Below are 17,063 nucleotides of genomic sequence, written 5' to 3' on the forward strand. Positions count from 1 at the left end.
GCGAGGCTGCGCCAAGGTCCGCAGGACCTCCAGGACTCGATTTCGCGAGCGCTGCGCGCCCGTGCGTAGCCTGCGGCAGCGGCTACACCAAGCATGCCGCACTCAAGGTCCGCAGCAACTGCCGGAGGCCAGCTCCTTGAGGATCGGGCAGTCCGGGCGGTGGTCGCCGTGGCAGTGCTCCACCAGGTCCTGCAGGGTGTCGCGCAAGCCCGCCAGTTCGCGGATCTTCTGGTTCAGCTCGTCGATGTGCTGGCGTGCCAGGGCCTTCACGTCGGCGCTGGCTCGCTGGCGGTCCTGCCACAGGGTCAGCAGCTTGCCCACTTCTTCCAGGGAGAAGCCCAGGTCCCGGGAGCGCTTGATGAATGCCAGGCTGTGCAGGTCTTCGTTGCCGTACAGGCGATAGCCGCTGTCGCTGCGGTGGGCCGGCTTGAGCAGGCCGATGGACTCGTAGTAGCGGATCATCTTGGCGCTCAGGCCGCTCTTGCGCGCTGCTTGGCCGATGTTCATCCGGCATTCTCCAGGTCTTTGGGTTTCCAGGTTTTCAACAGTAGCGCATTGCTCACCACGCTGACGCTGGACAAGGCCATGGCGGCGCCGGCGAGCACCGGATTGAGCAGGCCGAAGGCGGCCAGGGGAATGCCGATCAGGTTGTAGACGAAGGCCCAGAACAGGTTCTGGCGGATCTTGCCGTAGGTCTTGCGGCTGATCTCCAGGGCGGCCGGGATCAAGCGTGGCTCGCCGCGCATGAGGGTGATGCCGGCCGCGTGCATGGCCACGTCGGTACCGCCGCCCATGGCGATGCCGATGTCCGCGGCGGCCAGGGCCGGGGCGTCATTGATGCCGTCGCCGACCATGGCCACCACCCCGGTTTTCTTCAGTTCGGCCACGGTGGCGGCCTTGTCCGCGGGCAGCACTTCGGCATGGACGTCGGTGATGCCCAGGGCATCGGCTACCACCTTGGCGCTGCCACGGTTGTCACCGGTCAGCAGGTGGCTGCTGATGTGCCGCGCGCTGAGTTGCTGCACCGCCTGCAGGGCACCGGGCTTGAGCGTGTCGCCGAAGGCGAACAGGCCCAGTACCCGGGATTGCGGGCTTTGCTCGATCAGCCAGGACAGGGTCCGGCCTTCGTGTTCCCAGTCCTTGGCGGCCTGGGCCAGGTCGCCCGGGTTCAGGCCGCTTTCTTCCAGCAGGCGACGGTTGCCCAGGGCCAGTTGCCGGCCCTGGAGGGTGCCGGCGATGCCGCGGCCGGTCAGGGACTGGCTGGCACTGACATCGGCGACCGCCAGCTGGCGCTCCTGGCACAGGTCCAGCACGGCTTTGGCCAATGGGTGTTCGCTGCCGCGCTGCAAGGCGCCGGCCAGTTGCAGGAGGCTGTCGTCATTGCCATCCACGGCTTGCATATGGGCGATGCGCGGGGTGCCCGAGGTGAGGGTGCCGGTCTTGTCGAACACCACCGAGCTGACCTCATGGGCCCGTTCCAGGGCTTCGGCGTCCTTGATCAGGATGCCGTGGCGCGCGGCGACGCCGGTACCGGCCATGATTGCGGTGGGGGTGGCCAGGCCCAGGGCACAGGGACAGGCGATCACCAGTACGGCCACGGCGTTGATCAGGGCGGTTTCCAGGGATGCGCCGGACAACCACCAGCCCACCAGGGTGATCAGCGCCAGCACCAGCACGGTGGGCACGAACACCTGGCTGACCTTGTCCACCAGTTTCTGGATCGGCGCCTTGCCGGCCTGGGCGTCTTCCACCAGGCGGATAATCCTTGCCAGCACGGTTTCCGCGCCCAGGGCCTGGGTGCGTACCAGCAGTCGGCCTTCGCCGTTGATGGCGCCGCCGGTGACCTTGTCGCCGGGCTGCTTGGGCACCGGCAGGCTTTCGCCGCTGATCAGGGCTTCATCGGCGTGGCTCTGGCCTTCGACGACCTCGCCGTCCACTGCGAAGCGCTCGCCGGGCTTGACCAGTACCAGGTCGCCCAGGCGCAGCGCGCTGATGGCCACTTCCTGTTCGCGGCCGTCGATCACCTGGATCGCCCGCTCCGGCCGCAGAGCCTCCAGGGCGCGGATGGCACTGGCGGTCTGGCGCTTGGCGCGACTTTCCAGGTACTTGCCCAGCAGCACCAGGGCGATGACCACCGCCGAGGCTTCGAAGTACAGGTGCGGCATGCTGCCTGGCGCGGCCGTGGCCCACTCATAAAGGCTCAGGCCGTAGCCGGCACTGGTGCCCAGGGCCACCAGCAGGTCCATGTTGCCGCTGCCGGCGCGCACGGCTTTCCAGGCGGCCACGTAGAAGCGCGCGCCGAAGATGAATTGCACGGGCGTGGCCAGGGCGAACTGGGCCCAGGCCGGGAGCATCCAGTGCAGGCCGAAGGGCTCCACCAGCATTGGCAGCACCAATGGCAGGGCCAGCAAGATGGCCAGTGCCAGGCTCCAGCGCTCGCGCCGCAGTTGGTGTTGGGGATCGGCGTCATGGCGTTGCTCGGCCTGCCACAGGCTGGCGCGATAGCCCGCCTTGGTCACTGCCTCGATCAACAGCGCCGGATCGACCTGGCCCAGCAGCTCCAGGTGGGCACGCTCGGTGGCCAGGTTGACGCTGGCGCTGCGCACTCCCGCCACCTTGCTCAAGGCGCGCTCGACGCGGCCGGCGCAGGTGGCGCAGGTCATGCCGCCGATGCTCAGTTCCAGGCTCTGCACGGGCACGCTATAGCCCGCGTTTTCCACGGCGGCCAGCAAGGCTGGCAGGCTGCCTCCCGGTGCTTCGACCCGGGCCTGTTCCGTGGCCAGGTTGACGCTCACCGCAGCGGCGCCGGCGACCTTGCCCAGGGCGCGTTCCACGCGTCCGGCGCAGCTGGCGCAGGTCATGCCGGCGATCGGCAGGTTGAAGGTGATTGAATCGGACATGGGGACCACTCCCTGTAGACGGTTGGCTACAGGATCAACCTTGCCACGCAGGCAAGGTCAAGGGGCATTGCGCGGGTGCTTCATTTTGTCCCAGGGACAAAATGCACCGGCCCGGCGTCGAAGGACGCCGGGCAACCGGTCAGTAGCCCAGGGAGGCGGGCTTGAGATACATGCCGGAGGGACTGGTGGCGATGCGGTACTTGAGCACTTCGCCAGCCCTGAGGCTGACCTCCTGGGCGTTGGGGGCCAGCATGCCGGCGTTGCAGCCTGGCGCCTGGCCCGGTAGCAGCTTCAGGCTCAGCGCCACCTTGCCTGCGGGCAGGTTGAAGGACGTACTCTGTTCCTGGAACAGCCGGCCGGCCAGCTGGTCCTGGATGTACAGGCCGATTTCACAGGAGGTGGCGACTTCCAGCCGCTCCCTGGAAATGATCAGTACGCCGTAATCCTCGCCGGCGGCCAGGGCCGGTGGCACTGCCGCGAACAGGCCCAGCAGGCCGACGAGGCTGAAAGTTGACCAGCGCATGGCTGAATCTCCCGCTTTGATGACATAAGGAGTGAAGCTTGGCCGAGCGCGGCGTCGATTTCCAGCCCGGCAGGTTGCGCTGGAACTTGACCTTGCCATGGTGGCAAGGACAAGACTCTGCCCAACTTCAACACAGGAGAAGCGCAATGCAAGTATTCAACGTTCAAGGCATGTCCTGCGGCCACTGCGTGCGAGCCATCACCCAGGCCTTGCAGAGCAAGGATCCGGCAGCCACCGTGCGGGTGGACCTGGCGGCCAAGGAAGTGGGGGTCGAGAGCCGGCTGTCCAACGATGAAGTGATCAGCCTGATCAGCGAAGAAGGCTATGCGGTGCAGGTCGCCTGATCGATCTGATCGTTAGCGACCTATCGGAATGTTCAAGGCGTCCAAGCACGGATAAACTATCGGGCCGCTGACCCGACGCTCGTTTGGATGCCATGAACCTACGCATTATCTTGATTCTCGGCGCCCTGAGCGCATTCGGCCCCTTGGCCATCGACTTCTACCTGCCAGCCTTCCCGGCGATGGCCCAGGCTTTCGCCACCGATGAAAAGCACGTCCAGCTGACCCTGGCCTCTTACTTCCTGGGGTTGTCCATCGGGCAACTGCTCTATGGGCCATTGGCCGATCGCTTCGGCCGCCGACCGCCGCTGCTGGCCGGGGTTGGATTGTTCACCTTGGCGTCGGTGGCGTGCGCTTATGCGCCGAGTCTGGAGTGGCTGATCGGTGCGCGCTTCGTCCAGGCCCTGGGCGGTTGCGCCGGGATGGTGATCTCCCGTGCGGTGGTCAGCGATAAATGCGATGCGGTGGGTTCGGCCAAGGTGTTCTCGCAACTGATGCTGGTGATGGGCCTGGCGCCGATCCTGGCACCCATGCTCGGTGGCCTGCTGGTCAATCTGCATGGCTGGCAGTCGATCTTCATCATGCTCACGCTGTTCAGTGCCCTGTCCGGGCTGGCGGTGGCCCTGGGCTTGCCGGAAAGCATGCCGGCCGAGCAAGCGCGCCTGCCGTTGTCCGGGGCGCTGTACCAGTACGGCTTGTTGCTCAAGGACCGGGTGTACCTGGGGCATGCGCTGACCGGCGGGATCGCCATTGCCGGGATGTTCTCCTATATCGCCGGCTCGCCCTTCGTTCTCATCAAGCTTTATGGGGTGCCAGCGGAGCATTTCGGCTGGTTCTTCGGGATCAACGCCGGCGGTTTCATCCTGGTGGCCCAGGTCAACGCGCGGCTGCTGGCCAAGCGCGGACCGGCCTTCCTGCTGGCCCGTACCGTGTGGATCTACTTGGCTGCGGGGCTGACCCTGCTGGGCATCAGTACCTTGCATACCGCGGCGCTGTGGCCGCTGCTGGTACCGCTGTTCGTATGCATCGCCAGCCTGGGATGCATCATCCCCAACGCCGCGGCCTGCGCCATGAATGGCCAGGGCGCACGGGCTGGCAGCGCCTCGGCGCTGCTGGGGTGCCTGCAGTTCAGTGTGGCCGCGGGCGCGGCCTACCTGGTGGGCGTGCTGCACGACGGCAGCGCCACGCCCATGGCGATGGTCATCTGCCTGTGCGGCGTGCTGGCGGTGAGCATGGCGGTCATGACCCGGCGCTTGCAGAACGCCCGGGCCCTGCAGGCCGCCCGCTGAGTCAACCGGCGGCGCGTTGTGGCTGGGGAATCGTATGCGGGGCTTGCAGCCGGCCCTGCAGGGTCTGGGTGAAGGCCCGGGCCTCGGCCTCGCTGCGGAATGTCACGGCGTGCTGGTCCAGGCGTACTTGCCATTGGGAGCCTTGAGGGGTTGCCAATTCTTTTATCAGGATCTTCATTGCTGACCTCCTAACGGTAAAAGACTGCACTGCAAGGGAGCCCCAGTGTAGACCTGAACAAGGTCAAAACCATGACCGGAATCAACTCTCTGACTGACGGCCGACACCACGCCGCTAGCGTGGTATTGGCCGCCTGGCGTTGCCTCAGAAACCTTCCAGGACGATCTTGCCCTTGGCCTTGCCGCTCTCCAGCAGGGCGTGGGCGCGACGCAGGTTGGCCGCGTCGATCCGGCCGAAGTGCTCGCCGACCGTGGTCTTGAGGGTGCCGGCGTCGATCAGCTCGGCGACCCGCGTCAGGATCACGTGTTGCTGTTGCATGTCGGGAGTCTCGAACAGCGAGCGGGTGTACATGAGTTCCCAGTGCAGCGACAGGCTCTTGCGCTTGAGCTTGGTCACGTCGAAGCTTTGCGGATCGTCGATCAGCCCCAGCTTGCCCTGGGGTGCCAGGGCTTCGACCAGTTGGTCCAGGTGAGTGTCGGTCTGGGTCAGGCTGGCCACGTGGGTCACCTGTTCAATACCGATGCGCTTGAGTTCGGCGCTCAGTGGCTGGCTGTGATCCACCACCGCATGGGCGCCCAGCTCGCGCACCCAGGCCTGGGTCTGCTCGCGGGAGGCGGTGCCGATCACCATGAGCCCGGTCAGTTGCCGCGCCAGTTGGGTGAGGATCGAACCGACACCGCCGGCGGCGCCGACGATCAACAGGCTTTGGCCTTTGTCAGCTGGCTCTTGGCTGACCTGCAAGCGATCGAACAGCAGTTCCCAGGCGGTGATCGCCGTCAGCGGCAGGGCGGCGGCTTCGGCAAAGCCCAGGCTCTTGGGCATGTGGCCGACGATGCGTTCATCCACCACGTGCCGTTCGCTGTTGGCCCCGGCGCGGGCGATGGAGCCGGCGTAGAACACCTGGTCGCCAGCCTTGAACAGGCTGACCTCGCTGCCCACGGCCTTGACCACCCCGGCCACGTCCCAACCCAGGACCTTGGCCGCCCCGTCTTCGGGCTGGACGTTGCGGCGTACCTTGGTGTCCACCGGGTTGACCGAGATGGCCTTGACCTCCACCAGCAGGTCGCGAGGGCCGGGAGTCGGTTCCGGCAGTTCGATGTCTTGCAGGGCGCGTGGATCGTCGATCGGCAGCGATTGGTAGTAGGCGATGGCTTTCATGATGGGTTCCTTTAAGAAGATTGAAGAGGGTCAGGCGATCAGTTGCAGGCGCTTGAGCCCGAAGTGTTCGAGGGCATCGCGGGTGCGCTCCAGGAAGGCCTGGAAGTGTGCGGTGTCGTTGTGCAGGTCCAGGGCCGCCTGGTTATCCCAGCGCTCCAGGACGTAGAAGGTGCCCGGCTGCTCGGCATCCTGGTGCAGTTGGTAATACTGGCAGCCGGCCTCTGCGCGGCTGGGTGCCACCAGGGCACTGAGTTCGCGTTGCAGCACGTGTTGCTGGCCTGGCCGAGCGACCAGGGTGGCAATGGCGGTGAAGGGTTCGGACATCGGGGTATTCCTCGGTGGACCTGGACGATGGAGAGATGATTGGCTATTTCTCCACCGGGTAAAACCGGCTAAAAGAGCAGTATCTTTCAATGTTTTTTTGATAATCCGAGGCTGGCCGTGTTGCGATTCGATGACTTGCAGTTGTTCGTGCGTGCCGCTGACCTGGGTAGCCTGTCGGCGGCGGCCCGGGTCATGGACCTTTCGCCGGCGGTGGCCAGCGCCGCCCTCAAGCGCATCGAGCACCACCTCGGCGCACGCCTGCTGGCTCGCTCCACCCGCAGCCTGCGCCTGACCGCCGAGGGCGAGGGGTTTCTCGAATACGCCCGCGCCGCCTTGGGCAACCTGGATGAAGGTCGGCGCCTGCTGGCCAGCGGGCAGGACCAGGTCAGCGGTGTGTTGCAGCTTTCCGCTCCCTCGGATTTCGGGCGCAACCTGCTGCTGCCCTGGCTCGACGAGTTCCAGCGCGAGCATCCCAAGCTCAGCGTGCGCCTGTTGCTGGGGGACAGGATCGCCGACCTGTTCCGCCAGCCGGTGGACATCGCCCTGCGCTACGGTGAACCGGAGGATTCCAGCCTGGTGGCCCTGCCGGTGGCCCCGGAAAACCGCCGGGTACTGTGCGCCGCTCCCGGCTACCTGGCGCGCCATGGCGAGCCGCGCCAACTGGAGCAACTGGCCCAGCACAACTGCCTGTTGTACATGCTCGACAGCCGGGCCCACGATCTCTGGAGCTTTCATGACGGCAAGCGCGAGGTGAGTCTCAGCGTCAGTGGCGACCGCCTGAGCGACGATGCCGATGTGGTCCGGCGCTGGGCCCTGGCCGGGGCCGGGATCGTCTACAAGTCCTGGCTGGATGTGGCCGCCGATGTGCTGGAGGGGCGCCTGCAGGTGCTGCTGCCGGAGCTGACCTGCGAGCGGGCGTCGCTGAACCTGCTCTGCACCCACCGGGCGCACCTGAGCAAACCGGTGAAGCTGTTGCGCGATCTGTTGCAAAGACGCTGTGCCGAGATCAGCGCTCACCGCCCGACATGAGCTTCCTGTGGCGTAGCCCCGCCACGACATAGCACTCCCAGGACAGGCCCCGCGTCGACCGGCCTGCTGGCGTTGCGACCCTGGGCGTCGCTGGTGGACGTGGACAGGTCGCCCTCGGCAATCAGCCCCGGTCTCGATCCCGCACACTTCGTTGCTCAAGCATTCGAGCGGGGGGGCGGGGCATGGGCATAGAGAGGTACAGCGCTGCGGAGCGTCTGGAGCGGCTACCCATCAGCGGCTATCACCGGCTGATCTTCATCATCATCGCCTTGGCGTTCTTCTTCGACTCCATGGACCTGGCGATGATGACCTTCCTCCTGGGCTCGATCAAAGCCGAGTTCGGCTTGAGCTCGGCCCAGGCCGGCCTGCTGGCCAGCTCGAGCTTCTTCGGCATGGTGCTGGGGGCATCGTTATCGGGAATGCTCGCCGACCGTTTCGGTCGCAAGCCGGTGTTCCAGTGGAGCATCGTGCTCTGGGGCGTGGCCAGCTACCTGTGCTCCACGGCCCAGGATGTGAATAGCCTGACCCTGTTCCGGGTGCTGCTGGGAATCGGCATGGGCATGGAGTTTCCCATCGCCCAGTCGATGCTCTCGGAGATGATCCCGGCGCAACGACGCGGGCGCTACATCGCCTTGATGGATGGTTTCTGGCCCCTGGGTTTCGTCGCCGCCGGGGTGCTGTCGTACTTTCTCCTGCCGTTGATCGGCTGGCGCGACATCTTCCTGGTATTGGCGATCCCGGCGCTGTTCGTGCTGGCGATCCGCTTCTTCATTCCCGAGTCGCCGCGCTGGCTGGAGCAGGCCGGGCGCCATGCCGATGCCGACCGGGTGCTGCAAGGCATCGAGGACAAGGTGCGGGCATCGCTAGGCACCCGCCAGCTGCCCGAGCCCGTGCGCCTGCCGCGCATGGACAGCGCGCCTGGGCAGTTTTTCTCTGCGTTGCGCCAGATCTGGTCGCCGCAGTATCGCCAGCGCACGGTGATGATCTGGAGCCTGTGGTTCTTCGCCCTGCTGGGGTTCTATGGCCTGACCTCCTGGCTCAGCGCGTTGCTCCAGCAGTCCGGTTTCGCGGTGACCCAGTCGGTGTACTACACGGTGCTGATTTCCCTGGGCGGGATCCCGGGGTTCCTCATGGCCGCCTGGCTCGTGGAGCGCTGGGGACGCAAGCCGGTGTGCATCGTCACCTTGCTCGGTGGCGGGATCATGGCCTTCTTCTACGGGCAGAGCGCGGTGTTCGGCGGCAATGCGAGCCTGTTGATCGGCACCGGGTTGCTGATGCAGTTCTTCCTGTTCGGCATGTGGGCGGTGCTCTACACCTATACCCCGGAGCTGTATCCGACCTCGGCCCGGGCCACGGGCTCGGGGTTTGCTTCGGCGGTTGGCCGCATCGGTTCGTTGCTGGGGCCCTTGGTGACGGGGCTGGTATTGCCGGTCGCCGGGCAGGGGGGCGTGTTCGCCCTGGGGGCGGCGTGCTTCGTGGTCGCGGCGGCGGTGGTCTGGCGCTTCGGGATGGAGACCCGGGGCCGGACCCTGGAGGAATTGAGCGAGGTGTAGAGGGGGCGTTGCGTAGCCCCAGGCGCCCTTGCAAGAGGGCGCCTGGGGAAGGTGCTGCCTGTGGCAGCGGCTACGGCAGGCTGGCCTTACGGCTTGACCAGGCGGGCGTCCAGGCTGTTCTGGGCCAGGCGCTGGGCTTGTTCCCGGGTCATGCCCAGGTCGGTGTACAAGGCATGGAAGTTCTCGGTGACGTAGCCGCCGAAGTAGGCCGGGTCATCGGAGTTGACCGTCACCTTCACGCCGCGCTCGAGCATTTCCAGGATGTTGTGCTGGGACATGTGATCGAACACGCAGAGCTTGGTGTTGGACAGCGGGCAGACGGTCAGCGGAATCTGTTCGTCGATGATCCGCTGCATCAGCCGCTCGTCCTCGAAGGCCCGGACGCCATGGTCGATGCGCTGGATCTTGAGCAGATCCAGGGCTTCCCAGATGTACTCCGGCGGACCTTCTTCGCCAGCGTGGGCCACGGTCAGGAAACCCTCGGCGCGGGCCCGGTCGAACACCCGCTGGAACTTGCTCGGCGGATGCCCCATCTCGGAGCTGTCCAGGCCCACGGCGACGAAGGCTTCGCGAAACGGCAGGGCCTGGTCGAGGGTCTTCTGCGCTTCTTCTTCGCTCAGGTGGCGCAGGAAGCTGAGGATCAGGCCACTGGTGATGCCCAGTTGCTGCTCGCCATCCTTCAGGGCGCTGGCGATGCCGTTGAGCACCACTTCGAAAGGCACGCCACGGTCGGTGTGGGTCTGCGGGTCGAAGAAGGGTTCGGTGTGGATCACGTTCTGTTCTTTGCAGCGCAGCAGGTAGGCCCAGGTCAGGTCGTAGAAGTCCTGGGAGGTGCGCAGCACGTCGGCGCCCTGGTAGTACAGGTCGAGGAACTCTTGCAGGTTGTTGAAGGCGTAGGCCTTGCGCAGGGTCTCGACGTCGCTCCAGGGCAGGGCGATCTTGTTGCGCTCGGCCAGGGCGAACAGCAGCTCGGGCTCCAGGGAACCTTCCAGGTGCAGGTGCAGTTCAGCCTTGGGCAAGGCGTTCAGCCAGTCATACATGGTGTTGTCTCATCAGGTGCGGGGGGTGCGAGGAGGGGCGACACCTGGGCTTCCCCTTCTCTGGGGGCTGGCCGACGGTTGCGCTCCTCGCCGGTTTTCACCGGGTCCGAAAAAGCCGCCATTCTACAGCGGGCGCGACGAATGTCCGGTAAAACCTGACCGAGGGGGCGTGCGGCCAGGCCCCTGGAAGTCGATTCTTCTAAGATGTAACGAAACATTAGTGACTCGATGCAGTCTCCAGGTCATCTCCTGTGTCCGTTTTTCCATTCCGTCAAAGGACTGCAATGCTCACTTCCCTCAAGCAAGAAAAGCTCCTGCTGCTTGCGCTACTGGCTGCCTTGGCCGCCTATCCCCTGGAACACCTCTTGCTCAACAACGGCCAGGGCATCGCCCTGCTCGCCGGGCTGGTGCTCATCGGCTTCATCGTGGTGGCTTCGATGCGGGTGGCCCATCACGCCGAGCTGTTGGCGGAAAAGGTTGGCGACCCCTACGGCACCATGATCCTGACCCTGGCTGCGGTGCTGGTGGAGGTGGTGATCCTGGCGATCATGATGAGCAACGAGGCTTCGCCGACCCTGGTGCGCGACACCATCTATTCGGCGGTGATGCTGGATATCAACGGCATCCTTGGCCTGGCCGCGCTGATGGGCGGCATCAAGCATGGCGAGCAACCCTACAACGACGATTCGGCGCGGACCTACAGCGTGATGATCCTCACCGCCATGGGCGTGTCGATGGTAGTGCCGGAGTTCATTCCCGAAAGCGACTGGAAGGTCTACTCGGCCTTCACCATCGGCGCGATGGTGGTGCTCTACACCCTGTTCCTGCGCATGCAGGTCGGGCCACACAGTTACTTCTTCAGCTACAGCTATCCGGAAAAACGCCGCCATAAAGAGGCTCAGGAACAGCCCGCTACCGTCAACCTGGCCTGGAGCATCGGGATCCTGGTGTTCGGCGTGGTGGTGATCGGCGCCCTGGCCGAGGTGATGTCCAAGACCCTGGACCTGGGCCTGGAAGGCACCGGCGCACCACCGGTGATCACGGCGATCCTGGTGGCAGCGATTTCCGCTGCACCGGAGATCCTCACCGCATTGCGCGCAGCCCTGGCCAACCGCATGCAGTCGGTGGTCAACGTGGCCCTGGGGGCGTCCTTGTCGACGGTGATCCTGACGGTGCCGGTGATGGAGGCCATGGCCCTGTACACCGGCCAACCGTTCCAGATGGCCATGACGCCGGTGCAGACGGTGATGGTGTTCATCACCTTGATCGTCAGCGCGATCAACCTCAACGATGGCGAAACCAACGCCATCGAAGGCATGACTCACTTCGTGCTGTTCGCCACCTTCATCATGCTCTCGCTGCTCGGGCTTTAAAGCGGCTGTGCCGACTGGATGGCGCAGCGAAAGCTGACACCGGGGGCATTCCAGGCCGCGAGTGCTCCCCAACGCCAACGACGCACGGTGCTGGCCGAAGGCGAGAAGGTCGGGTCGTTGGCAGACACGTTGTTCGCTCCACGTTGCGCCCGATAAATGCCGGTTTGCGGCCCCTGCGGGTTCTCCACGGGAGACTCGCGATAGTAGTGTTTATCGTACCAATCGTTGACCCATTCGCTGGCATTGCCGGTGAGGTTGTAGAGGCCCAGGGGGTTGGGCACGAACCGGTCCACGGCGAAGGTCTGGTTGTCGTCGGGCGCCGGAAAGTTGCGGCCGTAGTCCAGGTTGCCGTTGTCGGTGGCGAACATCACCGGCTGGCCACGGTTGCGCGCCGCATATTCCCATTGGGCCTCGGTCGGAAGATCGACCGGATAACCACTGAGCTCTGCCAGCCAGCCGCAATAATCCTTGGCTTCTTGCCAGTCTCGAGACGCCGGGGCGGGCAGGTTCTCTTGGTAGAGGTGCTGCATTTCGGCGCGGTTACGCAGGGCCGCGTCGAATGGCGGCTTGCCTTGCGCGAGGAAGAACAGATCGAAATCGCCCAGGGTGGTTTGCAGCGAGGACAGGTAATAGCTGCTCAATTTGACGGGGTGGACGAAGTCGTCATCGACCTCGAGGCTGATCCGCTCCATTTTCGCCGGGTCCACGCCGCAGGGCCATTGGCACAAGGCATGTGGGTCGAAGCCACGGGGCCAACCGAAATCGCCCATCTGGAATTCGCCACCTTCAATCCGCACCATGTTGTCCAGCGAGCGGACGACCGTGCTCAGCACGGCAGCGCGGTTTTGCGCGGAGAGGTCTGGGTACTTGCGGTTGATGGTGGAAGCTATTTCGGCAACTTTTGCAGGTGGCAGTACTTTGCTGGCGGGACCTGCAACCTCCTGTTTACTACAGCCTGAAATCAGCAGCGCGACGCAAAGCGCCAGTCCGTGCTTGTGTCTCACGTAATGTCCCTATGACAGCTATTTTGAGGGCGCAAACTACCATGTTTCACCAGGCCGATCCGGCTTGGAACGCAGGCGAGGGATCTGCTCCCCCGCCGCAGGAGGAATGGGTCAGGTATTGGCGATCAGTTGCCGGGCCGCCTGGCTGTGATCGGCGATCAGGCCTTTGAGGTCCAGCCCTTCGACTTGGCCATCGAGTACCCGCCACTTACCGCCAATCATCACCCGGTCCGCGCGATCCGCACCGCACAACAGCAGTGCCGAAACCGGATCGTGGCTACCCGAGAAACGCAGCTCATCGAGCTTGAACAAGGCCAGGTCCGCCTGTTTGCCCACCGCCAGTTCACCGATGTCGGTGCGGCCCAGCAGGCTTGCCGAGCCCTGGGTCGCCCAGCCCAGTACACGCTCCGGGGTGATTTTCTCGGCGCCGTAGCGCAAGCGCTGGATGTACAGCGCCTGGCGCGCTTCGAGAATCATGTTCGAAGCGTCATTGGACGCCGAACCGTCCACGCCCAGTCCGAATAGCGCCCCTGCGTCGGTCAACTCGATACTGGGGCAGATGCCGGACGCCAGGCGCATGTTCGAACTCGGGCAATGGCAGATGCCGGTGCCGGCCTGCCCGAGGCGGGCGATTTCGTCCGGGTTGAAGTGAATGCCGTGGGCCAGCCAGGTGCGCGGGCCGAGCCAGCCGACGCTGTCCAGGTAGTCCACGGTGCGCAGGCCGAAGCGCTGCAGGCAGAAGTCTTCTTCGTCGAGGGTCTCGGCCAGGTGGGTGTGCAGGCGCACGTCCAGGGCCTCGGCCATTTCGGCGCTGGCGGCCATGATCTGCGGGGTCACCGAGAACGGCGAGCAGGGCGCCAGGGCGATCTGGATCTGCGCGCCGGGGCCACGCTCGTGGTACTGCTGAATCAGCCGTTGGCTGTCGTCGAGAATCACCTGGCCCTCCTGCACCGTCTGTTGTGGTGGCAGGCCGCCGTCCTTTTCGCCAAGGCTCATCGAACCGCGGGTGAGCATGGCGCGCATGCCCAGTTCACGCACGGCTTCGACTTGCACGTCGATGGCGTTTTCCAGGCCGTCGGGGAACAGGTAGTGATGGTCGGCGGCGGTGGTGCAGCCGGAGAGCAGCAGTTCGGCCAGCGCCACCTTGGTGGCCAGGGCGAGTTTTTCCGGGGTCAGGCGAGCCCAGACCGGATACAGGGTCTTGAGCCAGGGGAACAGCGGCTGGTTGACCACCGGGGCCCAGGCCCGGGTCAGGGTCTGGTAGAAGTGATGGTGAGTGTTGATCAGGCCCGGCAGCAGCACATGCTCACGGGCATCGAAGACTTCCTGGCAGGGGCTTGCGGGCTGTTGGCCGAGGCCGAGGATTTCGACGATCAGGCCGTCTTGCAGCACCAGGCCGCCGCGGGCGTCCAGGGCGTTGCCGGTGAAAATAGCCAGGGGGTTTTTTAACCAGGTACGGGTCGCAGGCATGGTGGCCGGCTCCTCTGAAAGTGGGTTCAGGTTAGCCAGCTCAGTGTTGCCCTGTCTGCTGATCCAGGGTCGCCGTGGGGCGAGTGGCGCAGTCTAGCGAAAGTTTTGCCGGGGGACAAAACCGCTGTCCGGGGCCCGATTCCAGAGCCTTTGCCGAAGGTGGCCGCAGGTTGTGGCGGCGGCCACCTGTTACGGGGTTACCAGGGAATGGTCTGGCCCTTGTAGTTGATGAAGTGGTGACCGCCCTTGCCGGTGTAGGCATTGACCTGGGCGATCAGGCCGCGAGTGCTGGTCAGCACGTCGATGTCGGCGCCTTCGCCGCCCATGTCGGTCTTGACCCAGCCCGGGTGCAGCGAGAGCACGGTCAATGGTTGTTCGAGCATGCTGACGAAGCTGTTGGTCATGGAGTTCAGGGCCGCCTTGCTGGCCTTGTACAGCGCCAGCTCGGGAGCGTCGGGCATGGTCACGCTGCCCAGTACCGAGCTCATGAACGCCAGGACCCCGGTATTGGGGCGGATCTGCCCGACGAAACGCTGGGCCAGGTTGATCGGCGCCACGGCGTTGGTGAAGAACAGCTGGCCGACCTCGGCCTGGGTGGCCTGGCCCGGCAGTTGGTTGTCCGGGCCCTTGACCCCGGCGTTGACGAACAGCAGGTCGAACACCTGGCCCTTGAGTTTCTGGCTCAGGGCGAGCACGGCGTGCTGGTCGTCCATGTCCAGTTGTTCGATCTGCACCTTGCCCAGAGCTTGCAGGGCCTCGGCCTTGTGCGGGTTGCGCACGGTGGCGGTGACCTGCCAGCCGTCTTCGAGCAGGCGCTGGACCAGGCCGAGGCCCAGGCCCCGGGAGGCGCCGATGATCAGTGCGGTTTTTGCCGTGGACATAGTGAGGCTCCTTGATGAGTGAAGATCACGGATTCAGTGGACAGGCTTGCCCGAGCCTTTGTTGCAGCTCGCGGCGCAAGAGGTCCAGTTCGTTGATGCGGGTTTCGATCAGCTCGAGCTTGTCTTGCAGCAATTGCGCAACGGCCTGGTCCGGCTTGGTACTGCGCCACAGGGCGCCGACGCTGCTGCTGATTTCCCCGAGGCTGAAGCCCAGGCGTTGTGCAGTCTTGATGTAGAGCACCAGCTGGACCATGTCGGGGGGATAGTCACGATAGCCGTTGGCGCTGCGCTTTGGGGCGATCAGCCCGCGCTGTTCATAGAAGCGCAGGGTATCGCGGCTGACGGCGCAGGCGCTGGCCAATTCTCCGATACGCATAAGGGGGGCTCGAAGGGGGTTGACCCTGGAGCATACTCCAGGCTTTAGCCTGCGCGCTCCTTTAATCCATGGAGCGATTGATGATGTGGACGAATGCGCAGTACCGAAAATTGGTCCGGGCCAGCGGCTGGTACGACCTGTTGATGACCATGGCCTTTGTGACGCCCTGGAGCTTCATGGCCTTGCATGGGCTGCTGGGGCAGTTGGCCCTGGCACTGGATCTGCCGGGGGACCTGCCGCCATTCGAGCCCATGCATATGCTGTTGGCCAACTTGATGGGATCGATCGTCTGCGTGTGGTCGCTGTTGCGGATTCGCGATCCACAACCGACATTCGGTCGTTATGACGCGCTGGGACGCTTCCTGTTCGCCACCTGGATGGCGTATGCCCTGGCCCAGGGGGGCACGCTGCTGATCGGTGTGTTCCTGTTCTTCGAGCTAGCCTGGGGCGTGGCCCAGTGGTTGCCGGTGCGCGCCGATAATCACGGCGACGGGTTTGCGCCGGTACCTTCGCCGCAGTGAACCTGGGGCTGGACAAAAAGTGAGCAGCAGCGCCCAGGCCCTGTGCAACCTGCGGTACACGCAGCGTTGCACGGGTTATCCACAGCTTGCTCCACAGTATTTGTGTGCAAGCTCGAAACTTGGGCATAAGCCTGGCCGGCTTATCTTCCAAGCGCGATAAACCGAGCTAACTGGCTGTTTTGTGGTGCAAAAAATTCGCGGCGGAAGCTTTTGGACGAAAAATGATCAATGTCGGCGAAGCCACGTTGCAAAAGGGCTACAGCGCTATTTGCTCAGGTTATCCACAGCCGGGTGCACAGTAGATGTGGGCAATTGCCATGACGCAGAGTGTTTATCAGGCCGTTGAAAAACTACCTGCGTTGCCATCGCTGCGTTAAAAACACTCTGGCGCGCCAGCCCGGTCAAAATGCTCATTTACCACTCGTAAACTGCGCTTCTTCGCCTGTTTTTGCCTTGCGCTGGCTGCCTCGCCTACGTTTTTCAATGGCCTGTTATGCACAGCCAAGGCCGGCAGTTTCAACGTTGCAGGAGGATGCGTCCGCGACTCAGGTCGGCCAATTGCCGTTGCAGGGTGTCGATCTGCTCTTCACCCAGGGCCAGTTGCAGCTCCACACCATTGGCGGTGAAGTCTTCCTGGACCAGCAATCCGCCCAGCTCGGCGACTCGCAGCTTGACCAGGGCCAGTTCGCTGAAGCTGCAAGCGCAGCGCAACGGCACCCGGTTGACCAGGGCGATGCGTTCGGCCCCCTGCAGGCATTTATTGGCGCCACCACCATAGGCCCGGGCCAGGCCGCCGGTGCCCAGCTGGATACCGCCGTACCAACGGATCACCAGGACCGCCACCTGGTCGCAGTCCTGGGCTTCGATGGCGGCCAGGATCGGTCGTCCGGCTGTGCCCCCGGGTTCGCCGTCGTCATTGCTGCGGTACTGGTCGGCCAGCTTCCAGGCCCAGCAGTTGTGCGAGGCGTCGGCGTCGCTGTAGGCCTGGATGAAGGCCTGGGCCTCGGCGGTGCTAGTGATGGGTGCGGCGAAGGTGATGAAGCGGCTTTTGCGAATCTCCTCGCGGTATTCGCAAAGGCCGGCCAGGGTAGAGGGCATGGGGT

Annotated in this window: 18 protein-coding genes; 6 read left to right on the forward strand and 12 right to left on the reverse strand. The window is 64.6% G+C overall.

Annotation, left to right across the window (positions count from 1 at the left end; genetic code table 11):
- Positions 1-102 precede the first annotated feature (102 nt).
- The 3 genes from cueR to C4K40_RS03525 form a co-directional block, all read right to left on the reverse strand.
- A complete protein-coding gene (gene cueR, locus C4K40_RS03515) occupies positions 103-507 on the reverse strand; it encodes a Cu(I)-responsive transcriptional regulator (protein WP_053132196.1) in 405 nt (134 codons plus the stop codon).
- Positions 504-2,900 carry a heavy metal translocating P-type ATPase gene (locus tag C4K40_RS03520; RefSeq protein ID WP_053132193.1) on the reverse strand — a complete coding sequence of 799 codons (2,397 nt, stop codon included), beginning with the start codon at positions 2,898-2,900 and terminating at the stop codon, positions 504-506. The genes cueR and C4K40_RS03520 overlap by 4 nt, the downstream gene beginning before the upstream one ends.
- A gap of 139 nt (positions 2,901-3,039) precedes the next feature.
- Positions 3,040-3,423, reverse strand: a complete 384-nt coding sequence (locus C4K40_RS03525) for a hypothetical protein (protein ID WP_022642103.1) — start codon at positions 3,421-3,423, stop codon at positions 3,040-3,042.
- 146 nt (positions 3,424-3,569) lie between these two features.
- Between C4K40_RS03525 and C4K40_RS03530 the strand changes: the two genes are divergently transcribed.
- Positions 3,570-3,767 carry a heavy-metal-associated domain-containing protein gene (locus tag C4K40_RS03530; protein WP_022642104.1) on the forward strand — a complete coding sequence of 66 codons (198 nt, stop codon included), beginning with the start codon at positions 3,570-3,572 and terminating at the stop codon, positions 3,765-3,767.
- Between the two features lie 92 nt (positions 3,768-3,859).
- On the forward strand, positions 3,860-5,053 hold the full coding sequence (locus C4K40_RS03535) for a Bcr/CflA family multidrug efflux MFS transporter (protein WP_022642105.1): 1,194 nt from the start codon (positions 3,860-3,862) through the stop codon (positions 5,051-5,053).
- Between the two features lies 1 nt (position 5,054).
- On the opposite strand, the gene C4K40_RS31480 is transcribed toward C4K40_RS03535, so the two are convergent.
- The 3 genes from C4K40_RS31480 to C4K40_RS03545 all read right to left on the reverse strand — a co-directional run bounded on the left by C4K40_RS31480 (position 5,055) and on the right by C4K40_RS03545 (position 6,713).
- The gene (locus tag C4K40_RS31480) at positions 5,055-5,231 is read right to left on the reverse strand and encodes a hypothetical protein (RefSeq protein WP_022642106.1); all 177 of its coding nucleotides are present in this window, start codon (positions 5,229-5,231) and stop codon (positions 5,055-5,057) included.
- 144 nt (positions 5,232-5,375) lie between these two features.
- A complete protein-coding gene (locus tag C4K40_RS03540) occupies positions 5,376-6,389 on the reverse strand; it encodes a zinc-binding alcohol dehydrogenase family protein (RefSeq protein WP_053132190.1) in 1,014 nt (337 codons plus the stop codon).
- 30 nt (positions 6,390-6,419) lie between these two features.
- On the reverse strand, positions 6,420-6,713 hold the full coding sequence (locus C4K40_RS03545) for a putative quinol monooxygenase (protein ID WP_022642108.1): 294 nt from the start codon (positions 6,711-6,713) through the stop codon (positions 6,420-6,422).
- Positions 6,714-6,830: 117 nt separating this feature from the next.
- Here C4K40_RS03545 and C4K40_RS03550 point away from each other — a divergent pair, with 117 nt between their 5' ends.
- Entirely contained in the window at positions 6,831-7,742 is a 912-nt protein-coding gene (locus tag C4K40_RS03550; protein WP_031320807.1) for a LysR family transcriptional regulator, read from the forward strand.
- A gap of 182 nt (positions 7,743-7,924) precedes the next feature.
- Positions 7,925-9,295, forward strand: coding sequence for an MFS transporter (locus C4K40_RS03555; protein WP_053132187.1), 1,371 nt, complete (start codon positions 7,925-7,927; stop codon positions 9,293-9,295).
- A gap of 86 nt (positions 9,296-9,381) precedes the next feature.
- Here the strand turns inward: C4K40_RS03555 and C4K40_RS03560 are convergent, their stop codons facing one another.
- Positions 9,382-10,335 (reverse strand): adenosine deaminase, encoded by a 954-nt coding sequence (locus C4K40_RS03560; protein WP_053132184.1) that lies wholly within the window; start codon positions 10,333-10,335, stop codon positions 9,382-9,384.
- 284 nt (positions 10,336-10,619) lie between these two features.
- Here C4K40_RS03560 and C4K40_RS03565 point away from each other — a divergent pair, with 284 nt between their 5' ends.
- Positions 10,620-11,708, forward strand: coding sequence for a calcium:proton antiporter (locus C4K40_RS03565; protein WP_022642114.1), 1,089 nt, complete (start codon positions 10,620-10,622; stop codon positions 11,706-11,708).
- Here the strand turns inward: C4K40_RS03565 and C4K40_RS03570 are convergent.
- From C4K40_RS03570 to C4K40_RS03585, 4 genes are all read right to left on the reverse strand, one after another.
- Entirely contained in the window at positions 11,705-12,712 is a 1,008-nt protein-coding gene (locus C4K40_RS03570) for an SUMF1/EgtB/PvdO family nonheme iron enzyme (RefSeq protein WP_053132181.1), read from the reverse strand. The two genes, C4K40_RS03565 and C4K40_RS03570, sit on opposite strands and share 4 nt — an antisense overlap.
- Before the next feature lie 111 nt (positions 12,713-12,823).
- Complete coding sequence (locus tag C4K40_RS03575; protein WP_022642116.1) at positions 12,824-14,182, reverse strand: 8-oxoguanine deaminase; 1,359 nt, start codon at positions 14,180-14,182, stop codon at positions 12,824-12,826.
- 197 nt (positions 14,183-14,379) lie between these two features.
- Positions 14,380-15,063 carry an SDR family oxidoreductase gene (locus tag C4K40_RS03580; RefSeq protein ID WP_022642117.1) on the reverse strand — a complete coding sequence of 228 codons (684 nt, stop codon included), beginning with the start codon at positions 15,061-15,063 and terminating at the stop codon, positions 14,380-14,382.
- Between the two features lie 25 nt (positions 15,064-15,088).
- Entirely contained in the window at positions 15,089-15,439 is a 351-nt protein-coding gene (locus C4K40_RS03585) for a MerR family transcriptional regulator (protein ID WP_022642118.1), read from the reverse strand.
- Between the two features lie 83 nt (positions 15,440-15,522).
- Here C4K40_RS03585 and C4K40_RS03590 point away from each other — a divergent pair, with 83 nt between their 5' ends.
- Positions 15,523-15,960, forward strand: coding sequence for a hypothetical protein (locus C4K40_RS03590; protein WP_031320809.1), 438 nt, complete (start codon positions 15,523-15,525; stop codon positions 15,958-15,960).
- Between the two features lie 516 nt (positions 15,961-16,476).
- Here the strand turns inward: C4K40_RS03590 and C4K40_RS03595 are convergent.
- Positions 16,477-17,058 (reverse strand): YigZ family protein, encoded by a 582-nt coding sequence (locus C4K40_RS03595; RefSeq protein ID WP_022642120.1) that lies wholly within the window; start codon positions 17,056-17,058, stop codon positions 16,477-16,479.
- Positions 17,059-17,063: the final 5 nt, after the last annotated feature.

This window comes from Pseudomonas sp. CMR5c, assembly GCF_003850545.1.
GTDB classification, from domain to species: Bacteria; Pseudomonadota; Gammaproteobacteria; order Pseudomonadales; family Pseudomonadaceae; genus Aquipseudomonas; species Aquipseudomonas piscis.